Annotated in this window: 22 protein-coding genes; 11 read left to right on the plus strand and 11 right to left on the minus strand. The window is 49.0% G+C overall.

The window, feature by feature from the left end; all coding sequences use genetic code 11:
• Positions 1-58: 58 nt before the first annotated feature.
• The gene (locus NX720_RS00740; protein ID WP_262598789.1) at positions 59-676 is read left to right on the plus strand and encodes a hypothetical protein; all 618 of its coding nucleotides are present in this window, start codon (positions 59-61) and stop codon (positions 674-676) included.
• Positions 677-736: 60 nt separating this feature from the next.
• On the opposite strand, the gene ung is transcribed toward NX720_RS00740, so the two are convergent.
• Positions 737-1,426 (minus strand): uracil-DNA glycosylase, encoded by a 690-nt coding sequence (gene ung, locus NX720_RS00745; protein ID WP_262598790.1) that lies wholly within the window; start codon positions 1,424-1,426, stop codon positions 737-739.
• A gap of 452 nt (positions 1,427-1,878) precedes the next feature.
• Positions 1,879-2,877, minus strand: a complete 999-nt coding sequence (locus NX720_RS00750) for an ankyrin repeat domain-containing protein (RefSeq protein ID WP_262598791.1) — start codon at positions 2,875-2,877, stop codon at positions 1,879-1,881.
• Between the two features lie 244 nt (positions 2,878-3,121).
• On the opposite strand from NX720_RS00750, the gene NX720_RS00755 reads away from it, so the two are divergent.
• Complete coding sequence (locus NX720_RS00755) at positions 3,122-4,189, plus strand: Ppx/GppA phosphatase family protein (protein WP_262598792.1); 1,068 nt, start codon at positions 3,122-3,124, stop codon at positions 4,187-4,189.
• Between the two features lie 32 nt (positions 4,190-4,221).
• On the opposite strand, the gene NX720_RS00760 is transcribed toward NX720_RS00755, so the two are convergent.
• From NX720_RS00760 to prfB, 3 genes are all read right to left on the minus strand, one after another.
• On the minus strand, positions 4,222-4,992 hold the full coding sequence (locus NX720_RS00760) for a TetR/AcrR family transcriptional regulator (RefSeq protein ID WP_262598793.1): 771 nt from the start codon (positions 4,990-4,992) through the stop codon (positions 4,222-4,224).
• Between the two features lie 332 nt (positions 4,993-5,324).
• A complete protein-coding gene (lysS, locus tag NX720_RS00765) occupies positions 5,325-6,818 on the minus strand; it encodes a lysine--tRNA ligase (protein ID WP_262598794.1) in 1,494 nt (497 codons plus the stop codon).
• A gap of 58 nt (positions 6,819-6,876) precedes the next feature.
• Positions 6,877-7,975, minus strand: a protein-coding gene (gene prfB / locus NX720_RS00770; protein ID WP_262598795.1) for a peptide chain release factor 2 whose coding sequence is annotated in 2 segments (ribosomal slippage) — positions 6,877-7,899 and positions 7,901-7,975 — 1,098 coding nt in all. Because the reading frame shifts where the segments join, the coding sequence is not laid out codon by codon here.
• A gap of 221 nt (positions 7,976-8,196) precedes the next feature.
• Between prfB and NX720_RS00775 the strand changes: the two genes are divergently transcribed.
• Together NX720_RS00775 and NX720_RS00780 are read left to right on the plus strand one after the other, a co-directional pair.
• The gene (locus NX720_RS00775) at positions 8,197-8,484 is read left to right on the plus strand and encodes a hypothetical protein (protein WP_262598796.1); all 288 of its coding nucleotides are present in this window, start codon (positions 8,197-8,199) and stop codon (positions 8,482-8,484) included.
• 253 nt (positions 8,485-8,737) lie between these two features.
• Positions 8,738-10,651, plus strand: a complete 1,914-nt coding sequence (locus NX720_RS00780) for a protein-tyrosine phosphatase family protein (RefSeq protein ID WP_262598797.1) — start codon at positions 8,738-8,740, stop codon at positions 10,649-10,651.
• Positions 10,652-10,725: 74 nt separating this feature from the next.
• On the opposite strand, the gene dinG is transcribed toward NX720_RS00780, so the two are convergent.
• Together dinG and NX720_RS00790 are read right to left on the minus strand one after the other, a co-directional pair.
• On the minus strand, positions 10,726-12,876 hold the full coding sequence (dinG, locus tag NX720_RS00785) for an ATP-dependent DNA helicase DinG (protein WP_262598798.1): 2,151 nt from the start codon (positions 12,874-12,876) through the stop codon (positions 10,726-10,728).
• An 11-nt stretch (positions 12,877-12,887) separates the two neighbouring features.
• On the minus strand, positions 12,888-13,184 hold the full coding sequence (locus NX720_RS00790) for a DUF1145 domain-containing protein (protein ID WP_262598799.1): 297 nt from the start codon (positions 13,182-13,184) through the stop codon (positions 12,888-12,890).
• 364 nt (positions 13,185-13,548) lie between these two features.
• Between NX720_RS00790 and NX720_RS00795 the strand changes: the two genes are divergently transcribed.
• Positions 13,549-15,312, plus strand: a complete 1,764-nt coding sequence (locus NX720_RS00795; protein ID WP_262598800.1) for a YncE family protein — start codon at positions 13,549-13,551, stop codon at positions 15,310-15,312.
• 92 nt (positions 15,313-15,404) lie between these two features.
• Here NX720_RS00795 and NX720_RS00800 read toward each other — a convergent pair whose 3' ends face one another.
• Together NX720_RS00800 and NX720_RS00805 are read right to left on the minus strand one after the other, a co-directional pair.
• Positions 15,405-15,899, minus strand: a complete 495-nt coding sequence (locus NX720_RS00800; RefSeq protein WP_318654080.1) for a YchJ family protein — start codon at positions 15,897-15,899, stop codon at positions 15,405-15,407.
• A gap of 87 nt (positions 15,900-15,986) precedes the next feature.
• On the minus strand, positions 15,987-16,712 hold the full coding sequence (locus NX720_RS00805) for a hypothetical protein (protein WP_262598802.1): 726 nt from the start codon (positions 16,710-16,712) through the stop codon (positions 15,987-15,989).
• A 370-nt stretch (positions 16,713-17,082) separates the two neighbouring features.
• Between NX720_RS00805 and NX720_RS00810 the strand changes: the two genes are divergently transcribed.
• The 5 genes from NX720_RS00810 (at position 17,083) to NX720_RS00830 (ending at position 22,530) form a co-directional block, all read left to right on the plus strand.
• A complete protein-coding gene (locus NX720_RS00810) occupies positions 17,083-18,045 on the plus strand; it encodes a TAXI family TRAP transporter solute-binding subunit (RefSeq protein ID WP_262598803.1) in 963 nt (320 codons plus the stop codon).
• A 96-nt stretch (positions 18,046-18,141) separates the two neighbouring features.
• Entirely contained in the window at positions 18,142-20,748 is a 2,607-nt protein-coding gene (locus tag NX720_RS00815; protein WP_262598804.1) for a TRAP transporter permease, read from the plus strand.
• Between the two features lie 375 nt (positions 20,749-21,123).
• Positions 21,124-21,969, plus strand: coding sequence for a hypothetical protein (locus NX720_RS00820; RefSeq protein WP_262598805.1), 846 nt, complete (start codon positions 21,124-21,126; stop codon positions 21,967-21,969).
• A gap of 224 nt (positions 21,970-22,193) precedes the next feature.
• The gene (locus NX720_RS00825; RefSeq protein WP_404831127.1) at positions 22,194-22,343 is read left to right on the plus strand and encodes a TAXI family TRAP transporter solute-binding subunit; all 150 of its coding nucleotides are present in this window, start codon (positions 22,194-22,196) and stop codon (positions 22,341-22,343) included.
• Positions 22,312-22,530, plus strand: a complete 219-nt coding sequence (locus NX720_RS00830) for a DUF3394 domain-containing protein (protein ID WP_404831037.1) — start codon at positions 22,312-22,314, stop codon at positions 22,528-22,530. Before NX720_RS00825 ends, NX720_RS00830 begins: the two co-directional genes overlap by 32 nt.
• Positions 22,531-22,602: 72 nt before the next feature.
• On the opposite strand, the gene NX720_RS00835 is transcribed toward NX720_RS00830, so the two are convergent.
• Together NX720_RS00835 and NX720_RS00840 are read right to left on the minus strand one after the other, a co-directional pair.
• The gene (locus tag NX720_RS00835; RefSeq protein ID WP_262598806.1) at positions 22,603-23,547 is read right to left on the minus strand and encodes a hypothetical protein; all 945 of its coding nucleotides are present in this window, start codon (positions 23,545-23,547) and stop codon (positions 22,603-22,605) included.
• A 189-nt stretch (positions 23,548-23,736) separates the two neighbouring features.
• Positions 23,737-25,110 (minus strand): alanine/glycine:cation symporter family protein, encoded by a 1,374-nt coding sequence (locus NX720_RS00840; RefSeq protein ID WP_262598807.1) that lies wholly within the window; start codon positions 25,108-25,110, stop codon positions 23,737-23,739.
• A gap of 388 nt (positions 25,111-25,498) precedes the next feature.
• Here NX720_RS00840 and NX720_RS00845 point away from each other — a divergent pair, with 388 nt between their 5' ends.
• Positions 25,499-26,347: a DUF4258 domain-containing protein gene (locus NX720_RS00845; RefSeq protein ID WP_262598808.1), complete on the plus strand. Its 849-nt coding sequence runs from the start codon at positions 25,499-25,501 to the stop codon at positions 26,345-26,347.
• Positions 26,348-26,351 lie beyond the last annotated feature (4 nt).

Raw genomic sequence — 26,351 nt, forward strand, 5'->3', positions numbered from 1 at the left:
GCCCCCCAACCTGCGTATCAGACCACAATGGCATTCAGTGCTAATGCTGGAGGACAAAATGGAGAATATTTTCACATTCACTCCCCGGGCGTCCATTTATTCCCGCTGGCGCAAAAGAGTCGTTGCCGGCAGAACCATAATGGAGGCAAGCTATAACAAAGACTCGGCCGGGTTATGTCTGGGGGCCGCAATAACCTGGCTAAAAAAGAGCATCGCTTCCGAGGGGACAGGGGTGTTAAGTGTCCATGAGCTGGGTTCTGTTCACGAGATGGCAATCATTCAGTCGGCCTCCGGAATACTCCCCATGCCCCCGGGAGGCGAACGATCTGATATTATTATCCCCATACTCCACCATATGAACCTGGATTCCCGGGAGTCCATGCGAGGCTTCGGGTGCTTTAATGTTCAAAGCATTTATGAATGGGTCTCACGTGAGCCCTGTCACTGCCTGTTCGTATTCGATAAAAAACAAGATTCAGGATATCTTTCCGGGCATGTTATTGGCCTGCGGTATGATGGCAGGGTGACGCAGATATTTGACACTCACTACGGACTAATCCAGCACGCGAACAAGGATCAATTTATGCTGGACCTGTACGTAACAGCCATTTTTAATCATGTCCAATGTATCGGGGAAGAGTGGGCGGTTTTCAAAGTATGTTCCGCTGTTGATTAAGTACCCGGTCGCCCCTTCAGAAAACTGAAGAAGCGCTTTTCATACGTCCCGGGTTATTTATTAATTAACGACAGCAGGCAAGCGCCAGTCCACTGGGCTGATCCCGCAGGAACTCAGATAATCATTAGCCCTGGAAAACGGTTTACTGCCAAAAAAGCCACGGTAAGCCGACAGGGGGGATGGGTGCACCGACTTGATCACGCAATGTTTTGAAGTATCAATAAAGCGCCCTTTTCGCTGGGCATAACTTCCCCAGAGTATAAAAACAATGTTTTCACGTTTTTCATTCAGCTCGGCAATGATGCGGTCGGTAAACTCTTCCCAACCTCGTCCCTGGTGCGACGCAGCCTGCTTATGCTGCACCGTCAGTACGCTGTTTAACAGCAGAACACCCTGCTGCGCCCAATGCTCCAGGTAGCCATGCCGGGCTGGCTCAATGCCCAGATCACTGTGCAGCTCTTTGTACATGTTCACCAGGGACGGTGGAATGGCTATATCGGGTCGAACCGAAAACGACAGCCCATGAGCCTGACCCGGACCGTGGTAAGGGTCCTGTCCCAGAATCACCACCTTTACCTGTTCGAAAGGCGTCAGGTTCAGGGCATTGAAGTATTCATCTCCATGGGGGTAAATGGTTTTGCCCGCCGCTTTTTCAGCCAGCAAAAAGCTTCTCAGGGTCTGAATGTACTCTTTATCAAACTCATCTTGCAGATAAGCCTTCCATGTAGGCTCAAGCATTACTTCACGCATGTGCTTTCTCCCAAAGTAGCCAGATGATTAACCAGCCACTCATCAAAAAAATTCAGACGGGATTATAAAAGCAATGCACGGATTCGACCATGTATTCCAGGGTGTTTCAGATTAAAAGCCAGGCAGCTCCTTCGAAACTGCGTCCATCTCTGATGTACACCTGAGTTCCGTTTTTTTATTCGTGAAACAGGTGGCTGCAATCCTTTCTTAAGACTCGATCAGAAACACCAATAATTCTGCTTAGGGGCGCAGCATTCAATAACTTACCGGGCTTTTGGCTGTTGGCTATTAGCTGCTCATACAGCCAACAGCGAACCGCCAAAAGCCAAAAGCCAACAGCCAACAGCCAACAGCCAACAGCCAACAGCCAACAGCCAACAGCGGTATATTATGTTCTGCTGCTTCCCTTACGGCTGCCTTAGTGACTCGCTGGCAACACTTTCTGGCTATTTTCACAGGATAATACAACATCTTTCTTCTTCGTACTCTGCCCCGGCTTCGATCAGTTCTTTCAGGCAGCAGATATAGCCTTCCCGGGCCGCGATGACTGCCGGGGTGGCACCGTCCGTATGCCGGGCAGCGTTAAGATTAGCCCCGCCTTTGATCAGGGCTCCCAGGCTGCAGATATTGCCTTCATGGGCCGCGATGAATATCGGGGTGGCACCGTCCGTATGCCGGGCAGCGTTGAGATCGGCCCCAGCTTCGATCAAAGGGTTCAGGTAGTCGAAAAAACCTTTCTCGACAGCGATTAACACCGGGGTGGCGCCATCCGAATGCCGGGGAATGTCGACATTAGCCCCGGCTTCGATCAGGACTTGCAGGCTGTCTAAATAGAGGTTCTGGACAGCGATTAACGTTGGGGTGGCGCCATCCGTAAACCGGGGAATGTCGACATTGGCCCCGGCTTCGATCAGGGCTTTCAGGCAGTCGGTCTTGCCGTTCGCGGCTGCCACGAACGCCGGGGTGATGCCATCCGAATGCCGGGAAATGTCGATATTGGCTCCGGCGTTGATCAGGACTTGCAGGCAATCGGCCTTACCTTTCCAGGCTGCGGCATGCAGCAATGTGATATCTTTATCAATCACCGGATCATGAAAAAACCTCAATGCAAGCTCAGGGGCAATGGTCAGCATGGAGGCGAGTTTCTCAGTGTTTCCCTGATACACCGCCTCTAATGCCTCATGTTGAATAAAGGGACTCTCCTCATCAGGCACACCTGAAACCACCTTCAGAGGCAATGCCTTTTTCCGGCAAAGGCAACAGACCCGGTTATCCAGCGACAGTCCTTCAAACCATCCTGTAATACAGTGAAGATCGTAGCGATGACCGCACAGTTGTGGTGTGACGATGACCGGCGTCACTTCACGACCATGGAAATCCAGAAAGCAAATGTGACAGACACCCTCCTCCGGTACGGAAACGGGGGAAGGAGAAGGGGCAACGGCATCCATAAACAAATATCCTTGTCGAAAAATGAGTAATGTGGGTTAGAGGAAAGAAAAGTACGAAAGTTCAATGTCGGATGCACTGCCGGTAAGTTCAGTTCGGGAATGTAAGTGAGGCTTGAGAGAGCGGTTTAATCCCTTATACGAGAGCTTTCTTTGACTTTGCCGATGAGAACCTGCTCCTCTGCACCGACCATTAACAACCACACCCTGTGGCCGACAATTCCTTTGATTGCCCAAAGGAGTTTTTATGAAACCTTCTCTATTGCACCATTGGCTGATTTCCACCTGCCTGATCGCATCACCACTGTTCGCCACAGACAGCGTCGAACGACGTATGGCTATCGAAGTCGGCTCAAGCGCCATCAAATACGCGATTGCAGACGTGAATAGCAACACTGACACCATTCTGGAGATTAAAGATCAGGACAGTATCACTTTCCGTTTACATGACAAGGTGCTGAATAATGACCGCCACACTATTGATAAAGCTACCCTTGGCGCCCTGTCCGATATATTTCTGAGACTGAAAGATAAAGCCAGCTACTACCACACACCCCATATCAAGGTGATTGCAACAGAAGCCATGAGGATTACCAGCAACAAGGTAGAGGTTCAGTCAACCCTGCAGGGTAAAACCGGCCTGGTGATGCAGATACTGACCCAGGCGAATGAAGACCGGATGGACTATTTCACCGCGCTGCGCGCCAGCAAAAAGCCAGATAAACCCGTCGTCTGGGACATTGGCAACAACAGCTACCAACTGATTGCAGACGACCCCACCGCCGACACTCTGGCTTACAAGGGAGATTCTGGCTCCCGATCATTTTTCCGCTATCTGCTGGAAGTGGCTCAGGGCAAGGACTGGCAGAAAGACAGCAATCTCCATCCATTAACCAAAGAACAGTTTGAAGAAGGGTTAAGGTTTGCGCACCACCTGGCGGGAAAGGTTCCCAAACTGGTTCGCTCACAAATCGTCCGCAATAATGGCGAGGTCGTGGCCATTGGCAGCCTCTTTCAGTACAGCCTTCTGGAGGCAGTGAAAACGGAACCCGGGCAACTGCTGGTCACACAGAATGAAGTGAAGCAGTTTATTGATCGCACCCTGATCCGTGAACAGACCGAACATCATCCACCAGACCAGGAGCAACAGCTGAACCAGCCGGATTATCATCAGCATCAGGGTTTCTCTCACCTGACGCTGTCAAATGCCATTATGGTTTACGGTTTTATGCAGAAGCTGGGCATCCTCAGCCTGGAAGTCACTGACAGAACCAGTACGGACAGCATTCTTGAATACAGTCCGTTCTGGCAATAGTCGAGGAGCCTGCCGGGCTGTATTCAAACCCGCTAACAGTTAAGCATCAGACTGATCTGCCGAATTAAGCGGCTGCGAATCATCCCGGCGTCCACCTCATGGTCCGGCTGAACCATGCACTGATATTCTACCTGCATAATAACCGCCGCTAAGAGCTGGGCATCAATATCAGGCTGCCCTGAACCAACACGCAGAAAAAAACGTTCCAGACTGTTTAACAGGTAAGACTGGTGACTGAATGCCACCGGGCGAAGGTTTTCATTACGCAGACACTCTAGCTGAAATGAACGCTCTGCAATCAGGTAGTCCCGGTGTTCTCTCAGCTGCGTGACAATGTAATGCACCGCCAGGTCCACCATTTTTTCTACAAAAACCAGCCTGACTTCCTGGCTGAGGCTACCTGAATCCTGCCCCTCAAGTAGCGCCAGAGCCTCCTGCAGTTTTGAATCAGATTCTTCCCAGAATGCCTTGAACGTCTCTGCACCCATTTCCACGAACAGTGTAAAGGTGTCTGTAATGAGATCAGAAATATCTTTGAAATAATAAGTGGTCGCAGACAGTGGAACCTCGGCTTCCTTAGCCACCGCACGGTGACGGACGCCCCTGACTCCATCGCGCACAACAATGCGCAAGGCTGCTTCAAGAATAATACGACGTCGCTGCTCGCTGTTGGCGCGACTGGTTTTGCGCCCCTGATACTTCAGGGCTTCATTTCCATTTGTCGATCCGCTGGAGGAGGTTCCGTTATCTTTGTTGGCCTGAGAAAGAGAGTCACTCACTACTTCACAGTTCGTTGCTTCCATGAGGAAATGCCTTATACCGTTTGCCTGTTAATTTTCTGTAATAAGCCCTTATCACTGCCTGTACCCTGGTATTCAATGACAATGGCTATATTGGCTTATTGTTTGTCGCAATGCGCTCAATCAGGCATTGCCCTGACTCTCCCAAAAAGGCCGTCTGAAAACAGACCTGTAAAGCCCTGTCGGGTGAGATGGTGAAGCAGTATAGAATCTAACCGGCACTTATGCCCAAAGTTCGTAAAAAAGCACTCTGCGGACGGAGGAAAATAGCAGGATTGCCTGACTGAAGACGAAGGGAAAGGTGCAGCTGACTCAGTCAGCTACACCAGCAGGCCTTAAACCTGTGGGCGCATGTGCGGGAACAGCAGCACGTCGCGAATAGAAGGCGCGTCGGTAAACAGCATCACCAGACGGTCAATACCGATACCCTCACCCGCTGTGGGTGGCAGGCCATACTCCAGGGCGTTGATGTAGTCCGCATCGTAATGCATGGCTTCATCATCACCCGCATCTTTCTCAGCCACCTGCTGACGGAAGCGTTCAGCCTGGTCTTCCGCGTCGTTCAACTCGGAGAAACCGTTGGCAATTTCACGTCCGCCTACGAAGAACTCAAAACGGTCACTGACAAACGGATTTTCATCGTTACGACGAGCCAGCGGAGACACTTCAGTCGGGTACTGAGTGATAAAGGTTGGGTCGACCAGGTGGTGTTCAACCGTCTCGTCAAAGATCTCCATCTGAATCTTGCCCAGACCCCAGATGTCTTTCACTTCAATACCCAGCTTCTTCGCCACAGCGGTGGCAGACTCGATATTGTCAATATCCGCCGCTTCCAGCTCAGGGTTGAAGTGCAGGATGGACTCAAACACGGACATGCGGGCAAATGGCTTGCCGAAGTCCAGTTCAGCTCCCTGATAAGTCACTGTGGTACTGCCGGTTACCTCTTCAGCCAGCAGGCGGAACAGAACCTCGGTGTGATCCATCATATCGGTGTAGTCCGCATACGCCTGATAGAACTCAATCATGGTGAATTCCGGGTTATGACGGGTAGACAGACCTTCGTTACGGAAGTTACGGTTAATTTCGAACACACGCTCAAAACCACCCACGACCAGACGCTTCAGGTACAGCTCTGGTGCGATTCGCAGGAACATTTCCATATCCAGAGCATTATGATGGGTCACAAACGGGCGCGCTGTCGCCCCACCCGGAATGGTCTGCAACATAGGGGTTTCCACTTCCATATAGTCATTTTTATGGAAGTAATCACGGATCACCTGAATAATGCGGGAGCGTACACGGAAGGCAGCACGGGACTCATCGTTCATGATCAGGTCCACGTAACGCTGACGGTAACGCATTTCTGTGTCAGTCAGACCCTTGTGCTTGTCTGGCAGCGGACGCAGGGACTTGGTCAGCAGCACCACGCCTTCCATATCCACATACAGGTCGCCCTTGCCGGAGCGTTGCACAGTACCTTCGGCACCGATGATATCACCCATATCCCAGGTTTTAACTTCTTTCAGGGTGTCCTTATCCAGCACTTTACGGTTCACGTAAACCTGAATACGGCCAGACGCATCCTGAATTTCCATGAACGCACCACGGTTCAGCATGATACGACCAGCCACTTTAACTTTGTGACCCGCTTCCAGCAGTTCTTGTTTGCTGGCTTCTTTGTATTGTTCCTGCAAATCAGCCGCATAAGCGTCACGGCGGAACTTGTTCGGGAAAGCAACACGCTCTGAGCGAATGGCCGCCAGCTTGTCACGGCGCAGGGCGACCAGGCGGTTCTCTTCCTGCGCATCGATCATTTGTTCTTCAGACATTGTTATTCCAAAAAAATCTTTTTAAAAAGTCTTCCCACTCTTCATATAAGAGGGACGATTACAGCCCCTGCTTGAGGCTGGCCTCGATAAACTTATCCAGATCCCCGTCCAGAACAGCCTGGGTATTACGGGTCTCGACGTTGGTGCGTAAATCCTTGATACGGGAATCGTCCAGCACGTAGGAACGAATCTGACTGCCCCAGCCGATATCGGATTTACTGTCTTCCAGCGCCTGAGCGTCGGCGGTGCGCTTCTGCATCTCCAGCTCATACAGCTTGGCTTTCAGTTGCTGCATGGCCTTGTCCTTGTTCTGATGCTGAGAACGCTGGTTCTGACACTGCACCACAATGCCACTCGGCTCATGGGTAATACGTACCGCAGAGTCAGTGGTGTTTACGTGCTGACCACCCGCGCCACTGGAGCGGTAAGTATCGATGCGCAGATCAGCCGGATTGATCTCAATCTCAACATTGTCATCAATTTCCGGAGAAACAAATACCGAGGAAAAGGAGGTGTGGCGACGATTGCCGGAGTCGAATGGAGACTTACGTACCAGACGATGAACACCGGTCTCTGTGCGTAGCCAGCCAAAGGCGTACTCGCCGGAGAACTGCACCGTTGCAGACTTAATGCCTGCCACATCACCGGCTGACACTTCAACGATCTCGGTCTTGAAGCCTTTCTGTTCGCCCCAGCGCAGATACATACGCAGCATGATGTTGGCCCAGTCCTGAGCCTCGGTACCACCAGAGCCAGACTGAATATCGAGGTAAGCGTTGTTCGGGTCCATTTCACCGGAGAACATGCGCTTGAACTCCAGAATCTCAAGCTTCCGGGTCAGTTCATCCAGCTCTTCAACAACGCTGTCAACACCGTCTTCATCCTGCTCTTCCACAGACATATCAAGCAGTTCTGCGGAATCTTCCAGACCGGAAGTCATGGCATCGATCGTGGATACAATACCTTCCAGAATGGAACGCTCTTTACCAAGAGCCTGGGCTCGTTCCGGTTCATTCCACACGTCCGGATCTTCCAGCTCCCGCTCTACTTCCTGTAACCGTTCGCTCTTGTGAGCGTAGTCAAAGATACCCCCTAAGCACGTCTGTACGTGCCGTCAGGTCTTTAATACGTTCCTTGATCGGATTAACTTCAAGCATGACTCTCTCGCTCGGTAAATCGCTCTACTGGATAGTTCTTATCGGTATACCGCAGGTTGGGTACCCGCTTACCGACAAAATAGAAAAGTTAGCCGGTTATTGTAACTGATGTGGCTGGGACTGGGAATCAGTGATCACCCCATGTCGATAGCTATGGAACCTTTCATGCCCATCGATGTCAAACAGCAATGTACGAGAACCAATAAAAAGAGATGTTCACAATGAAAATGAAAAAACTGGCGGCTTTCGCCCTTCTGTTACCCCTTTCAGCCATCAATCTGGCAGCCTTTGCCGGAGACGAAAAGCTGCCCGACGACAAAGACAAAGAAGAGGGCCAGTGGCAGACACACCTTGAATGGACTCTGGCCCAGAATGACAGCGAGACTAAAGATCAGGCAGAGGATGAACAGCCAAAACCGCCTGAATTCACACTGTCAGAAAATGACACGACCGAACAGCCTGAAGAGGATTCTACTGAAGATAAGCCCACTGAAAAAAAGCGTGGATGACTCCATCGCTTTAAAAATATACAGAGCTGTTGGCTATTGGCTATTGGCTGTTGGCTGTCCATACAACCAACAGCTAACAGCTAACGCCCCCGATAGTGACAATTTTTTTGTCTGCTGCCCTTTTGTACACTCAAATTAAAATAAAGCGTCAATCCAACCCGTCTATACACAGTATTACGGCCTGTGCCATGAAAAATGCCTGATAGCCTCTTACCCTGAATAAAGGTAAGGACACAACAATCAGGAGTTTTCCGTGAACGGGTTTGATCCAAAATCTTCAAACGTTAGTGGGCAGTATCAGCAGCAGAACCAGCCTGAGAAAACTAAAAATGCCCGCGAAATCAATATTGGGGGCAAAAAAGCCAGTGTCAGCAAACCTAAAAAATGGTTACGCAGACTGATATCTGTCCTCTTCAGCCCCGGTAAATGGTTACGCTCATCCAAGCCCAAAGCCAACACTGCATCACCAGTCCGGCACACGCCAACCCCAGAGAATCAGCCAGCAAAGGCGGCGGGAACCCCGATCACGGAGCGTACAGCCTCACCAGTAGAAGACAGTGATATAAAGTCATTCATAAACCGTCCCCTGCCAGCACCACCTGAGCCAGAAGAGCCAGAAGCAAAAGAGTCAAATCGGCCACCTGTACCGCCCCGCAGGTCAAAACCTCAACCCGCCCCCCGGACTCGACCACGGGCTCAAAAGCCACAGACGCAGACAACAAGTCCGGCAGACCTGACCCAGCCTGATTCACTGGAAGCGTTTTCCGGGCATTTTACCAAAGGTGACTATCTCGGTTCTGACAACAACACTGACAGGAACGTAGCCAAACAACACCTGCGAAATTTTGCTAAAGACCAACTCCGGCCTGACAATAGAAACGAGGTATATAAGCAACTACCTGCTGATGCAAAAACACTGGTGCAGGAAGTCTATGCAGAAAAGAAAGTAAAGGAAGAACTGGACAAATTGCCAACCGGTTCCAGACAGGAACTTCAGGCGTTACGCTCCAAACTGGCAAAACTCTTCAAAAACGCCGCAGGAGGAAAAGTTAATCAAACCAACCAGCTCCTTGTGAAAGAGCTTGACCGCCAGCTTTTTACCGCAAAATGCTCAGCAGCCTATCAGGCTGCGAATCTAACCCCCGACCATCTCCAGAAACAGTTTCCCAACTTAGCCAGGCGGGAAGCACTTTCTACCAATGATGAACGAAAAGTTTTCGATCATTACAGAGAACTACGACAAAAAGACCCAGCCCTGACCAATACCTTTCAAAAGAATACTGCTCAGGGTGATGCCTTCCATACACAGGCTATACCCAAATACAAGGACATACGGTGTGATATTGATAGCTGTGCTGGTAGTGAAGGTCACTATGTTCATGCCAATTATGTCAGGTTATCGGATGCTCCTGATGAAGTGCCGGATATCGCGTCTCAGGGACCTACTGAAAAAAACATCCACCACTTTGCCCATATGGTAAACGATACCGACTCCAAACTGTCGGTCTGTCTGGTCAGCAAGAAAGAGCTGGACTCCAAGGATACAAGTCCAAAAAAATATACGATAAGTCTCGGCCCCAAAGACGTTGGCAGGACAACAGATTACGACGGTGTGGCGGTTAAGCTGGCAGACCAGTACTTTATAGACCCCGATGCAGAAGGTAACCACAACGTTCGTATTGATAAGTTAGAAATCAATGGAAAAACCCATTTCCGTGTCTACGATACCGGCTGGGAAGACCATACCTCAGGAACACCATCCAGACTGGCAGCCCTGTCCGTTCTGGTCGAGCAGTTGAAACAGGAACCGGAACTCTCAGGCTCTGAAAGCAGCCCAATGGTTGTTAACTGTAATGCGGGGGTTGGACGCACCGGCACGTTCATTACTCTCAGTAAAAGCACCCGGTCTTATTTGAACAGTGGTACAGTTAATACCGACCTTGACCCTGCCCTTCACAAGGCCAGGGAAACTCGCAATGCGTTTGTCCAAACCGCTGGGCAGTACAACGTCCTGAAAGCCCTGCATCAGGATTTGCCTGCGGTACTTGACCCGTTAATTAACGCCGCCGGGCTGGAAATCAAAAATCCCCCGGACCAGAATGACACTACTACAGGAAATGATGAGACCTATGTCAATTCCGAAGCAATACGTAAGGCCCGAAAATAAACCATTCAGGTCGAAATCAATAGCCCCCCACATTTTTCAGGTACAGGTTTTAATCCCTGTACCTGACTTCCGCTTCACAACACAGCGTGCTCTATTTCCTGCTTAAAAGGCGGAAGAGAATTGAGAATCATCCGACCATAACGCTGAGTGACCACCCGCCGGTCCATCAGGGTAATCCGCCCGGTATCCTGCTCTGTCCGCAACAGACGACCACAGGCCTGTACCAATTTGATTGCCGCGTCCGGCACCGTAATTTCCATAAACGGGTTACGTCCCTGGGCTTCCAGCCAATCAGCCAGTGCCGCTTCCACAGGATCATCTGGCACCGCAAACGGAATTTTGGCAATGACCACGTGCTCACAGTACTCTCCGGGCAGATCGATCCCTTCTGCCAGGCTGGCCAGACCAAACAAAATGCTGGTGTTACCTTCATCAATGTTTTTACGATGTAATTTCAGCAGCTCCTGCCGGGAGTAATCATCCTGCAACAGAATCTGGTCACGCTGATCCTGATCCAGTCCGTAATACACGTCATTCATCTGTCTTCTGGAAGAAAACAGCACCAGTGAACCTTTACTGCCTTCCAGCAACTCAGGCAGTGATTCCACAATTTCTTCCGTATGGGCATCGCTGTCACGGGGGTTAGACGCCATAGCAGGTATCACCAGCCGGGCGGCGGTTGCATGTTGAAAAGGGCTGGGCACAATCACGCATTTAGATTCAGAAGGGATGCCTGAACGCATACGAAAACGGTTAAAGTTCCCCAGCGCCGCCAGCGTTGCAGACGTAACAATCGAAGCATAACCAGGATTCCACAAGGTCTGCCACAAGGTCATAGACGACAGAATAGGGCTGCTGAACAGCTCCAGTTCTTCACCGAAAGAACCTTCCGTCCATTTCACCCAACGCGCGCAGGGCGGCTCCCCTTCAGGATCAGGCAGTGAGTAGGTCAGCCACAACTGGAACTGACTTTCCATACGCATCTGCATGGCACCAATTTCCGGGTACAACTGCTCAGCCTGCCAGCGGTCAATGCCCGGTACATCACCATCCATCGCATCGTTCAGGTCTTTAGCCACCTTTTCCAGCAGGCCACTGCAACGGCTGAAACCCGCTTTCAGCACTTCTGCCTGCTGACGAATAGCGGCCGGCACGACCCCTTCAGGAAAACGGTACACAGCCACCGTTAAATCACCCTGAACCCTGGGTTCGAAAGTCGCTTCCCTGTGCAACATCTGTCGTGCATGACCTAAAGCATTCACCAGCTGGTCAAACTCTGGCTGCAATTTTTCCAGCCGCTCTCCCAGTTCACCGGGCAAGGCATTTTGTCCCAGCACCTTTTGTAGATGTTTACCAGCTTTTTCCAGCCAGCTGGCCGTTCCCTTTAAACGGCCATGACAGGCAAAGTGATCAATGGCCTTATCCGGCAGATGATGGCCTTCGTCAAAAATGTAAATACAGTCTTTTGGGTCAGGCAGAATCGCACCACCGCCCAGGGCCAGGTCCGCCAGCACCAGGTCGTGGTTGGTCACCACCACATCGGCCTGCTCCAGGTCATTGCGAGCCTTATAAAACGGGCACTGTTTAAAATAGCCACAGCGTCTGCCACTGCACTGGGCGTGGTCGGTGGTGATCAAACGCCACTGCTGATCTTCCAGAGCTTCAGGCCAGCTGTCCCGGTCACCCTGCCATTTCGAAGCGGCAAACTCTTCCAACATATGCTGATAGAGCTTCAAAGTGGTTTCATCCTGTTGCCCTGACTGACCTTCACCGGCAAACATATCCATCAGGGAAGCCACTGACTGTTCTTCCTGCAGCAGTCGGTCCAGCTTGCTAAGACAGGCATAACGCCCTCGCCCCTTTGCCAGAGTAAAGGAAAACTTCAAACCGGTTTTAAGGATAATATCCGGCAGGTCTTTGCTGATAATCTGCTCTTGCAGGGTCACAGTGGCCGTGGAGATGACCAGCCTTTTACCGGCTGCCTTTGCCATGGCCACCGCTGGAATAACATAGCCAACGGTTTTACCGGTGCCAGTACCGGCTTCAATAACAGTAACAGACGGATCAGACGTTCTGCGCCCCTCACTGTCGGTATCAATAGCACCCAGAGCCCGGGCAATTTCAGCAATCATCTGCTTCTGCCCCGGACGAGCCTTGAGTTGCTTACTTTTCAAAAAAGCACTGTAAGCCGTCTGGATGGTTTTTTTCTGGGATTCTTCAAGCACTATCTTCTAGCTCACCCTTTTCTCTCACAAGTTCTCTCACAAGGGACAGCCGCTTCAGGCAGCTGCTGCATTAATGTCATCAAATGAAAACCGCCAAAAACAGTGATCAAAAGGCGATCTTTAACCGATAGAGGCGTTCCCACTGCCTTAAAACGTCGTCCAAAAAACCACTGTTCCAGCACATGAACAAACAGCACCAGTGGCAATAGCCACAGCAAAACAGAGTAGAGAGGTTGGGCAAATGGGATAAACAGGTTGGCTATCGATGCCAGCCAGAACAGGCTGATAACAAATTTCCCCGCTTTCACAATAGACTCCTGCTGGTCTTTTTCTGACAGGAAGTGTAACGAATTTATACGAAAGTTTCCTGTTGGTGATTACAACAGTTTCATTAAGCCAGGCTGGGGGCATTTACAGAACATTCAGTGCAAACCCGACAGCACTTCCTGACCTGCTGATGACATTTTCAAATAAGTTTCATCATCATTCAGGTTTAGTTCAGCTACAGTTGTACTGGACAGAGCGATTCACTAATTTTACTTCGTTAACTTTAAAAGCCTCGATCATTTCAACAGCTCTGCTATGAAAGTACTTTCAAACTTTCACTTAAGCCCTGCTTGTTATTGAGTTGAATTCATTGCTCAACCGTGTTTACAGGAGCGCATGACCCCTATGTATCACGAATTCAAAAAACGTTTCTCAATAACTAAACGACACATGGCGCTGTTTGCTCTGTCGACATTGCCATTGATAAATGCACTACCAGGTCGGGCCGAACTGGCAGACTGCTCTCTTATCAGAAAACCCAGTGGCGCATCGGTCGGATATGGCCAATGCCCTGTTACTGAGCGCTGTAAAGGAAGTTCTGAATGCATACCAGAGTTCGGAGTAAAGAATAAAGATGGCATCTTCGTTCCTGCAATACGGGACTGGGGTAGTTCCATGCCCAGCCGGGGAGGTTTGGTAAACCCTGTTGCAGTCGCTGAAAACCCCAGGGTAAGAGGGCAAATCTGGGTTTTAAACGGTGATGACAGCCTTACCATTTTCTACTGCCCGGGAGTCAAGGATGTTAAATACACACCAGAAAAACGCCGGGACTTGGCATCCTGCCACTTTATGCACCGTCCAACGGGCATTGCCTTTGGTGGAGCCCCGGTTGATGGAGATGTCCCTGACTTTGAAGGACAGCAGGCTCAAAACCTGAATATAACGGGCACCTTTCTTACTACTGGTGGCAGCTGTAATGATTATACTGCCACAGCATTAATGGGGAGCGACTACCACCAACGAACGTGTACCGACTTTATGGGGCCCACACTATGGCAAAATGACCTTAAAACCTATGCCATCAAAAATAATGACTTTTATCCGGACGATCTTGAAAAAGTGCCTTTAGGCTCTCATTTAGACATGATCCATCAGCAACCCTTCTCAATGGGTGTAGCCTGGGACGGCGAACAAGCCAATTACTGGACATGGGATGAAGGGGCTGATTCTAAATATGGAAGCATCGTGCTTACCAACATCACCCAAAGCCACGGTTTTGGCGGTCATAAACACAACAGTGCCGCCCTTTACCGATATAAGGGAACCGCCCTGAAAAGTGAAACCAAATCCAGCCTCACTATTCCCGGGCAAATGGCCAAATATGGCAATTTACTGATCGTCGCAAACCCGGCGGCAGGTGTGATTAACGTTCTGGACACCCACAGCGGAACAGAGGATGGCCCCGTAAAACCCGAAGAGGAGTGGCGAGAGAAATACACGACGTATACCAGTATAATCAATGCTGGTTTTTCTGAACTGAATGTCGCCGGGCTGGTTCTTGAGACGCCCAGCGGTCTGACTATTTCTGAAGACCGGCTGTTCGTAAGCGACGTAGCGACCAGACAAATCCATGCCATTAAACTGGACACTAAATCAGGAAACCATACATTGATTGGTAGTATCAATACACCTGCAAAGCTAATTACTGGTATGACGATAGACAACGTAACTGAACGCCTTTGGTTTGTTGATTCACTCAGCCACACACTTAGCGTTGTTGAGCCACCCTGCCAGAATAAAAGTGACTGTGATTTTAACCCGCCATCACCCTGGGGTGATCAGTGCGCTCCCGATACCAATGAGAATGGTGTTACCGTTTGGCAAGCCCACCTGGATAAGTCGCAAAACTACAACAACTGGGAAGGCTGCGCCAGATACTACTACCTTGATTGTCCGGGAGGTAATGTGCATAAAAATAAAAAGCTTCCGGTATGCGAAGTGAACGGCGGCACCTGGAGAGACGCCCAAGTCACCTGGATTGATGGAAGAAGCGCCTGCGATTGCGCACCACCTATAAGCGCTCGCGTTTCAGGAGCCAGCCGGACCATGTCCTCTCTCAAGATCCCAGTGGCTATATTATCAACAGTACTGGGTTATTTTTTCTGGTAGAGTTTATAGCTCAACGCTCCACACTGCTAGTTCAGCCCTGCCACCCTTTCATGACTCCTGCCCGTGTTCATGAAAGAGTGTGTCGGGCTGATTTAACAGCCGCAGCACTTTTTGTATTTCTTGCCACTACCACACAGACAGGGATCATTGCGCCCTGGCAACTTTGCCGGAATATCCGGATAGATAAAGTACCAGCGTCCATTATCCCGGATAAAGTCTGATGTCTCATGGTGAGCTGACTCACCCGCTCCCTCTTTGAACCATGCCTTGAACTCTACGACGCCTTTACTGTCTTCCGTTTGCCCGGCTTCGGTACGGACAACATCAAGGCGCGTCCACTCCGTTGTATCAACCCGCTTCATAATACCGGATTTATTCAGTCCATCGTGCTGACGGGGCCAGGTTGTTTCCAGCAGGTAAACAGTATTTTTCAGATAATAGGCACAAAAACGTGAACGCATCAGCTTTTCTGCTGTAGGGGCAGGTTTCCCATTGTGAAATATTTCACAGCAGTGCGAATAAACCTGACCACTTCCGCAGGGGCATAATGATTCGGAAAGACTCTTCATTGACAGGTTCCTGAACATCAATAACTCAAGCCCGGGGCAGGTTCCACAAACAAGTAGCCGGGTTTATAACAGCTGGCAGAATACCCATCCCCGGGGTGTTGCATACTACCCATTTTCGCTTGTATCTTCTTCTGCGACCAGTCGCAAGATCTTTTCCATACCACGTTTCATCATAATCGGGTAAAAGAAGTCTCTATCCTGGCCACCAGTTATTTTCAGAGAGGCACACTCAACAGTATTTTCTCCCGGAATTCTTGTGTCAATGAACCAGCCATTCCTATCCTTTTTTTCAGAATTTATTGGTGGCAAGGTGACAGCAATATTGGATAGAAGCATTCTGGTCGCTACGATATTAGCCTCGGTTGCGTTGGCAAAGTTATTGACCTTCATCAACAATGCATCCGGGTTAAAATTGCTGGAACCAATAGCTCCCGCATCTCTTGATCTCCAAAACTCGACGAAGTACGACGTAAACCGAGATTGACCCTCTACATCGACACCTAAAGAGACCCTTCTATCAGGTGGAATCATGCAAGTAACCACTACAAATTCTGGTGCAGGTCTTGGGCCTCCATCAGAGGGTTTGGGTTCGATTATTTTAATGGTGCAATGATTCACTGACATAAATCCATCAAACGATCCCTCAATAACACAACTACACCCATTTATAAGTGTAATTCTCTCGTACCCTCTGGCTTTTAAGTCAAATTTACTCAGAAAGTACTGTTGCCTGAACCGGTTTACCCGAAACTGCTCTGAACCGCGAGCCTGAGTAACACCGCTTAATCCTAATCCTTGGCTGTCCTTTCTTCGTTCGAACCATGACGGCATGTCTTACTCCTCAAGGGCTAAAAGCCCTGTCGTAAAGGTAAAGAATGCTCCTTCGTCTTCATATATCGCTATTTATACCAGACGATTCAAAAAGTCTGACACTCCCACAGCCTTATAAGAATAGATCTGTTTTCCCTCATAAGGGCACAGATTTAAAAACAAAAAGGTAGCTAAATGGTCTGAAACATTGCTACAAGGCAATTTAATGAATAAAAAAAGTATGATATACAACTGATGACTTGTAATCAGGTTTCAGTTTCCCTGATGATAAAAATGGAGTTTTTGTGGCAAATAGCCATGAGCAGGAAGTAGCAAAAACGACAATAACCACAACAGAGAATAGCCAATGACATTACTAAAAAAATTAAGTATGGCCATTTTTGGAGCGGGCATAGCGGTTTCTTCCGTCAGCGCCAATGCTCAAACCGTTCAGCAGCAGTTTGTCACCATTGGTACAGGTGGAGTAACCGGTGTTTACTACCCGACCGGTGGCGCCATTTGCCGCCTGGTTAACAAAACCCGAAAAGAAACCGGTATCCGCTGTTCTGTCGAGTCTACCGGTGGTTCCAGCTACAACCTCAACACTATTCGTGCCGGTGACATGGACATGGGTATTGTTCAGTCAGACTGGCAATTCCATGCCACCAACGGCACCAGCAAGTTTAAACCCAACGGTCCGGATAAAGATCTGCGAGCTGTTTTCTCCCTGCATCCGGAAGCCTTCACCGTTCTCGCCCGAAAGGACGCTGACATCAAGACCTTTGATGACCTGAAAGGCAAGCGGGTCAATATTGGCAACCCTGGTTCCGGTCAACGGGGCACTATGGAACAGCTGATGGCTGCCAAGGGGTGGACCACCAAAGCCTTTTCTCTGACTTCTGAACTCAAGTCCTCTGAACAGGCTAAAGCCCTGTGTGATAACAAGATCGACGCGTTTGTGTTCACAGCCGGTCACCCCAGCGGCTCCCTGAAAGAAGCCACCACCTCCTGTGACACTAACCTTGTCACCGTTACCGGTCCGGCCGTTGAAAAACTGCTCAACGACAACCCTTATTACCGTACCGCAACCATTCCCGGTGGCATGTACCGTGGTAACGATGTCGATGTACAGACCTTTGGTGTTGCCGCTACCTTTGTCGCTTCAACCCGCTTGAGCGATGAAACCGTTTATCAGGTGACCAAGTCCGTATTCGAAGACCTGTCCACCTTCAAGCAGATGCACCAGGCATTTGGCACCCTGAAGAAGGAGGAAATGATCTCTGACGGCCTTTCCGCCCCTCTGCACGAAGGCGCAAAACGCTACTTTATGGAAGCAGGCCTGATCAAGAAGTAATTCTTGTCCGTCAATCATGCAATGGCAAAGCCCGGTTAACCGGGTTTTGCTGCCGTTTGCGAGTATCATTGGTTAACGTTCAGGTCAGGTATTCCCATGGAAGTCAATACGTCAAAAGAGGCGCTCAAGGAAGCCCAAAAAATAGCCCGACAGTCTGATCAGGGAGCACGCAGCCCGGTCGGTCTTACTGGTCGGCTGATCCTTGCTGTTACACTCTGCTGGTCTCTGTTTCAACTCTGGTATGCATCACCACTGCCTTTTATTTTCAAAGCGGGTATTTTCAATGATACCCAGGCGCGTGCCATTCATTTGAGCTTTGCCGTTTTTCTTGCCTTTATGGCATTCCCTGCACGTCGTAAGTCGTATAGGAATCACATACCTTTTTATGACTGGATCATGGCGCTACTGGCCTCCTTCAGTTCAGCTTACCTCTATCTATTCAGCTCTGAGCTGGCTTACCGCTCTGGCGCGCCAACGACTATGGATCTGTTGATCGCAGCTTCCGGCATTATTCTGCTACTGGAAGCCACCCGTCGTGCATTAGGACCACCACTAATGGTGGTCGCTCTGGTGTTTATCACCTATGCTTTTGCCGGTCCTTACATGCCGGACGTTATAGCCCATAAAGGCGCCAGTTTTAATAAAGCTATGTCCCACTTCTGGATCACCACTGAAGGGGTGTTCGGGGTTGCGCTGGGGGTATCCACTAACTTTGTCTTTATGTTTGTACTGTTTGGCGCACTGCTGGAAAGAGCCGGTGCCGGAAACTACTTTATTCAGGTAGCCTTCTCTCTGCTCGGTCATATGCGCGGTGGCCCGGCCAAGGCGGCAGTGGTGTCTTCTGGCCTGAGTGGCGTGGTGTCCGGTTCATCCATTGCGAACGTTGTCACCACCGGAACTTTCACCATTCCATTGATGAAACGGGTGGGCTTCCCTTCCCATAAAGCCGGAGCCATAGAAGTCGCCGCCTCCACCAATGGTCAGCTGACTCCACCGATTATGGGAGCTGCCGCCTTTCTCATGGTTGAATATGTCGGCATTTCCTATCTGGAAGTGATCAAAGCCGCATTGCTGCCCGCCATTATCTCCTACATTGCCCTGTTCTATATCGTTCACCTTGAAGCGGTTAAAGCCGGAATGGAAGGTTTGCCACGCAGGCACACCCGCAGCAAACTACAGGCATTGCTGTCGTTTACCGGAACCTTTGCCGGACTATGCATTATGGGGGCTGCCGTCTATTACAGTATTGGCTGGACCCGAAGCTATATGGGTGATTATGCCCTATACATTATTGGCAGTGCGTTACTGCTGGGCTATGTAGGTCTGGTGAAGCTTGCCTCGCTGCAACCGGACCTGCCTGAAGATACTGAAGCCACGCTCAGCCATACGCCCGAGCCCGGTCCAACCCTGAAACGGGGCCTTTATTATTTATTGCCGATTGTCGTATTGCTCTGGTGTCTGACCGTTGAACGCTTCTCGCCGGGGCTGTCTGCGTTCTGGTCAACCTCAGTGATGATTGTGATCACGCTGACCCATAAGCCCCTGCTTTCCTTCTTCCGAAACGAGTTCAGAAACGAGTTCAGAAAAGAGTCTGATACCAATGTCATCAAGCAGGGCTGGTTCGATACGATCAATGGCCTGCTGAGTGGTGCACGCAATATGATTGGTATCGGTGTCGCCACCGCTACAGCCGGTATTGTTGTAGGTGCCGTCACCCTGACGGGGATCGGGCTGGTGATGACCGAGTTTGTGGAATGGATTTCCGGCGGCAATATCATCCTTATGCTGGTGTTTACTGCGCTGATCTGTCTGGTGCTGGGCATGGGACTGCCAACAACCGCCAACTACATTGTTGTCTCGACCCTGATGACACCGGTCATTGTTACCCTGGGAGCCCAGTCTGGCCTGATCGTACCACTGATCGCGGTACACCTGTTTGTGTTCTACTTTGGCATTCTTGCGGATGATACGCCTCCAGTAGGGCTGGCTGCCTTTGCTGCCTCAGCCATAGCTCAATCTGACCCGATTCGAACGGGTATTCAGGGCTTCACCTACGATATCCGTACTGCGGTTCTGCCGTTTATGTTTATCTTTAACACCGAGCTATTGCTGATTGGAGTGGACAGCTGGCTGGAACTGTTTCTGGTGGTGTCCAGCGCCCTGGTTGCCATGCTGGTTTTTGCGACGGCTACCCAGGGTTACTGGCTAACGAAAACCCGCTGGTATGAAACCATTAGTTTGCTGTTGATCGCCTTTACCCTGTTCCGTCCCGGTTTCTGGTGGGATCAGATTTATGATCCTTATGAAACCTTTGAAGGTGAGCAGATTATTGCCGGTTTGGAAAAAGCGCCACTGAATAATGAAATCCGTCTCTGGGTGTCCGGTGAAAATCTTGATGGCAGAATGGTCAGCAAACTCAGCATTCTACCCACGGGTTCTGAAACAGGTGCAGAGCAACAACTCAGCTTTATGGGCCTGCAAACTTATCAGTCTGACGGCAAACTCAAGGTGGATATGGTCAACTTTGACAGCCCGGCAGAAGCAGCCGGTATTGATTTTGACTGGAGCCTTAATCGTCTGGAAATTCCGGTGGAACGACCACCCAGAGAATTGATCTGGATTCCCGCCCTGTTGTTGCTGGGGTTAATTTTCCTGAGGCAGCGTCGCCGCAGTCAAATAGCCGAGCCGGTTGCGGTTAGTTGACTGTCTGAATATGCGTAGAGTGGCTGTTTTATACAGCCACTTTTTCAATAGTAGTCTCCTGTCTGACAAAGAATCACATAAGAGACTTGGTTATCAAATTCATGCCTACCCGGAACTTCAGTGATAGTTTCCAGGTTTTTATTCTCTTTCATGATTTAAACGGCTCCCGAATTCCAAATTATCATTGCAACAGAGGTCTGTTCGCAAACCCGGTCATGATGAAGAAGGCAGAAGATTGAAAATGTCCTATTTTTAATAGCTGTCTGTTGCTTACCTCAGGTTAAAACTATGTCCTCTCAGCCGTGACCGATAACCAACGGAAAGCAACTGAATTATTTTTTTTGAGCTGAATAGTCACAATCAAGGAGAAATATTTTGTATTTAACAGCAAAAAAACTATCAAACTGGTTGATATTGGGACAGCTTTTTTTAGTTTTTCCACTGTATGCAGGTAAAAAAATAAACTTATCGATAAACTCTAAAACTTCAACAGTTTTCCTCCAAAATTCTACACAGTCCACCAGCACCTCTGAAGAAAATCCTGCCTTGAGTGTTTCAGTTTCTTCAACGTCCAATGATGAAGATTCTTCGGAATCTGATAACAAAGTTGAGCAACTCAGTGAGTTTATGGAGAGATTAAGAGCAGATATTTTAAATGATTTTGAATGTATTAGCACTGGACAAGCAGTGGCTAATCCTGACATTGACCTTTCAGTTTATAGTAATTTAGTAGGACAACTTACTGAAGCAAACAGGCTGTCAGTTCATAGTAGCTTATTAGTAGGACAACTTACTGAAGTAAACAGGCTGTCAGTTTTTGATGTAACCGTACAACGTTCTTCCGTACAATCTTCTTCCCCCACACCCATTCAATCAAACGAGTCAAGCCAAGAATTTAATAATAATTCTTCACGTAATACTATTCTCAAGATACAAGGAGATATTACTGCACAAAAGAATGACTTATCTAAATATCTCAATAAGGGATTAAATCAATTCTATGACTTATTACTCCCATTTTTTACCTCTGATTCGAACACTGGGAATGCACATTTTATATTTTTATTTTGGATAGACGAAAATAATGCGCTTAATCTATTCAGACAAATTAGATTGTCTCAAACATCAACAGTTCCTCAGCAAACATTAACAGAACCATTCCAACAACCGTTGCGACCCCACACCCATTTTAATAGGAATTCTGGATGCTCACTACAGTAAACAGACCATTACCACACCTCCGTGCGAGGTCATTTTGACATTGAGCGATAAAAGCCATCGCTTTTATCAGAACCGATGGCTTTTACGCAGTGTTTATTCTGTTGCTTCTTTCATTCCCCTTCCTTTTTCACCACTGTCGTCTTTTTCAAACTCTCTGACTCGTTTGGCGACGACTTTGCCTAATATCAGCAGACCAATCAGGATGGACCACCAAAGCCTTTTCTCTGACTTCTGAACTCAAGTCCTCTGAACAGGCTAAAGCCCTGTGTGATAACAAGATCGATGCGTTTGTGTTCATAGCCGGTCACCCCAGCGGTTCCCTGAAAGAAGCCACCACCTCTTGTGACACGAATCTTAAAACTCAAGGTGGATAGGGTCAACTTTGACAGCCCGGCAGAAGCAGCCGGTATTGATTTTGACTGGAGCCTCAATCGTCTGGAAATTCCGGTGCAACGACCACCCAGAGAATTGATCTGGATTCCGGCCCTGTTGCTGCCTGGGTTGATTTTTCTGGGTCAGCGTCGGCGTAGTCAACTGGCCGATCCGGTTGCGGTTAGCTAACTGCCTGAATATCCATCGTGTGGCTGTTAACGCAGCCACTTTCTGAATCATCAGGCAGGGCATTGCACAGGGTTATTTTGGCATGGCTTTATAAAACTCAGGCAACTCCGGAAACTCGATATTTCCATTGCCATTATTCTTTATGCCATAACGATGCTCTACACTTTGAATGCTTTTTTTAACCTCAGACAGTCTGCATTTGTTAAATGCTATGTCTTGTTTAACCCTATTTAACTGACGCTCGGACTTCCCGGGTTTTACATTCATTCTTGGCTTTTCCGGGCAACCTGAAAGAATTAGTTCAGCCTGTTTTTTTTGCGCATCAGTCTTTAAAACCGAAGCCAGCGCTGACAACAGTTTTTTCTTCGACTGATGCCCAGAGTCTCCTTGTTTCTCAAATGCCTCTATCGCTAACAATTCAGGTGTTTTTTTCGCTGGAAGTACACGCCCTGTAAGCAAGACAGCCCCCAGGTCAAAAGCAATATCTGTTAAACTCTCAGGTTTAACTGAAGCCACAAACCGTTTCAGTTCATCAATCGTTGCTTTAAATTTACCCTGGTATATTTTTTGTTCTCTTTGATAACGCTCTTGAGCTGCCCTCTGCTGATTCTCTTGTTCAAATTCTACTGCTGGCCTCAGATCTGCTTTCGTCGCTTCCAGACGATCTGTTGCCTGAATAAGCTTATCCTTATACTCCTGATCCTTTTTGTAGTTATCCTGACAACATCTCAGGTGAGGAAGTGCACTCTCCTCGGTTGCTGGCTTCAGGCTTACCTCTCTTGTACACAGATAGCCCACGCCTAATGCTCCTGCTACACCACCGGCAATAGCAAACAGGGTTCCGGATCCTCCTTCTTTTGCCACTTGAGATGCTACATATCCTGCAAATGAACCTGTCGCGGCTGCCACTGTTGTAGCCGCCGATACTTTCCCTTTGTCACACCTCGTTCCGTGGTCGTAATCATATATCATTAGTTGTTTTGAGGAATCGTGAACAAAACTACCCAGATTATCCATTTATCAGCCTCCTAATTGCTGTCATACCATTTTCAGGAACTAGATATTCCATCAAAAATAGCTAATTTATTATTAAATCGAACTCTTTGAGCCGATTTATTCACAATAAGTTCCCTGCTTTCTCTCTACATAACTCTAAGCGATAAAAGCCATCGGTTTTATCAGAACCGATGACTTCTGGAATAGAATTTATTCTGTCGCTTCTTTCAATTCCCTGTCTTTTTCACCACTGCCGTCTTTTTCAAACTCTCTGACTCGTTTGGCGACGACTTTACCCAGTATCAGCAGACCAATCAGGTTAGGCAGGACCATCATTCCGTTAAACATATCCGCCAGCTCCCAGACCAGCTCCACTTTCAGCATACAGCCCAGCAGCACAAACAGCATCACCAGCCAGCCATAAATGCTGACCGCTTTATCACTGCGGAACAGATAGCGAATATTCGCTTCACCAAAGAAATACCAGCCAACAATGGTAGAGAATGCGAAGAAGAGCAATGCCACGGCGATAAATACACCACCAAAGCTGCCCATACTGGCACTGAAAGCACTCTGGGTCAGGGCAATACCGGTCATGGTGCCATCAACAGGCACGGTCAGAATAACCAGGGCAGTGATGGTCAGGATGATAAACGTATCAAAGAACACCCCGAACATAGCCACCGCACCCTGCTCAGCCGGGTGCTTTACCTTAGCGACAGCATGAGCATGGGGCGTAGAACCCATACCCGCTTCATTGGAGAAAAGACCACGCGCGACACCATAACGAACCGCTTCTTTAATGGTTGCGCCCAGAACACCACCCGTAGCGGCCATAGGGTCAAAGGCACCGATAAAAATCATCTTCAGTCCGGCAACCACCGCAGGCAGGTTGGTCACCAGAATCCACAGTGAACCGATGATATAAAGGATGGCCATAAACGGCACAACCCGACTGGTAAACGCCGCAATACTGCTGACACCACCCCGGAAGATCAGGCCTGACAGAATAGCGACCACAACACCCGTAGCGACAGGAGGAATGGAAAATGCGTTATTAAAGGCTGCACCAATGGAGTTGGCCTGAACCATATTGCCTATAAAGCCCAGGGCAATAACAATGGACACCGCAAAAAAACCCGCAAGAAATTTCGAGCCAACACCTTTACTGAGGTAAAAAGCAGGACCGCCCCGTACCTGACCATTGATGTCTTCTTTATATTCCTGCGCCAGGACAGCTTCTGCAAACACCGTCCCCATACCAAAGAATGCCGTCAGCCACATCCAGAAAATGGCACCGGGGCCACCCGCCGCTATGGCTGTTGCAGCACCAGCAAGATTACCTGTACCGACCTGAGCAGCGACCGCTGTCGTTAAAGACTGAAAAGACGACATTCCCTGACCATCTGCTTTAGAACCGTCGCCTTTGCCAAAAGTATATTGAATGGATTTTTTAAACCAGCGAACCTGAATAAAATTCAGTTTGATAGAAAACCAGATTCCCGTACCTGCCAGTAAAAAAATCAACAAATACCCCCATAGAATACCGTTCACCCAACTGACGGCGGCCATAATAGAATCCATGATTCATCACCCTTACTTTTCTGTTTTAATCAATGAGTGGAAATAGAAACCGTCGGTAAAGACACCTGCGAAAGGAGCCTGCCAGACGGGTTAATCGTTTTATTTTCGGCTGGAGCAGTCAGGTTTCTGATAAACCCAGACCGCTGGTGATTATTGGAATTGTTCGGCGATTCTAAACCCCCATACTGTTACTCCTGCAGCAGAGTTACGCCTGTATGCGCAAGTATTTTCATTTGTTTGGTTATTTAACTTATTAAGTTAGTAAGGGTATTGTGAAGCATTCTGCCAATGTGTTTACTGACCGGAGTCAAATGCTTTACTGAGCGCTTTAATGCAAATCTTATACCCTTGGCCGATACCCACTGACATAGAAAAACGATACTTCAGCATGAGCAACCCGATCAGACCCAAAGATATTGTCGATCCACTTATCTGGCAGCAACTCCAGAAAAGAGGCACATGGCTGGACAGCCATCAGGAGGTTCGAAGGCTATGGGGTTTGCGTCGCCTGGTAAAACCTCTGCCACTACTGGGCAGGCTGGCAGAGCCAAAAGCCAGCCTGACATCAATCCGTCATATTAAACAACAGCTACGCAACCGGAATATTTCCGAAACCGATATCAAACTGTTACTGAAGATTGCGAAGATTATCAAACTGGGCTGCAGCGGAGGCATACTGACCGAGAAAGCCTACAAAGCCATCAATAAAGAAACGCTGGGTAACCTGATCACTGCCACCAACAAAAGCCGTGGAGAGCTGCTCGAACTGGCTGCCAGCGAAAGCCGTGGCTCCTTAAGCAGATTTATAGAAAAAGAGCGTCAGAAAACAGGGACTATCGGCTATACCCTGCCTGTTGCGCCAGTCAGACAGCCAGTGGCACCTTATTTGCCAACAGCTGGTACCAGAACAAAGCCCCGTCGCACTCCCATTACACGGCTCGCAACCACCATTGCCGAAAGAGGTGCCGCACCTGAACCGACTGTTCGCCAGCTGGACCAGGCAACAACTCCAGCAACAGCTGACGAGTTACCTCAAAACCCACAGCCCAAAGAGATCGAATTCAAACATCTGTTCACCCAGCTGCAACTTAAAGACGCCCGGTTAAAAGCAGAACATTTTCAACCTCTGGTGGATGGGGGGATCCTCCGGGCAGATAATCTTTATCGCAATAATGACAAAGCCATTGAGCGGTTGACCCAACAGGCCTGCGAACACCTGAGGCTGACGAACCACTAAGGTT

This window comes from Endozoicomonas euniceicola (assembly GCF_025562755.1).
Lineage (GTDB): Bacteria > Pseudomonadota > Gammaproteobacteria > Pseudomonadales > Endozoicomonadaceae > Endozoicomonas_A > Endozoicomonas_A euniceicola.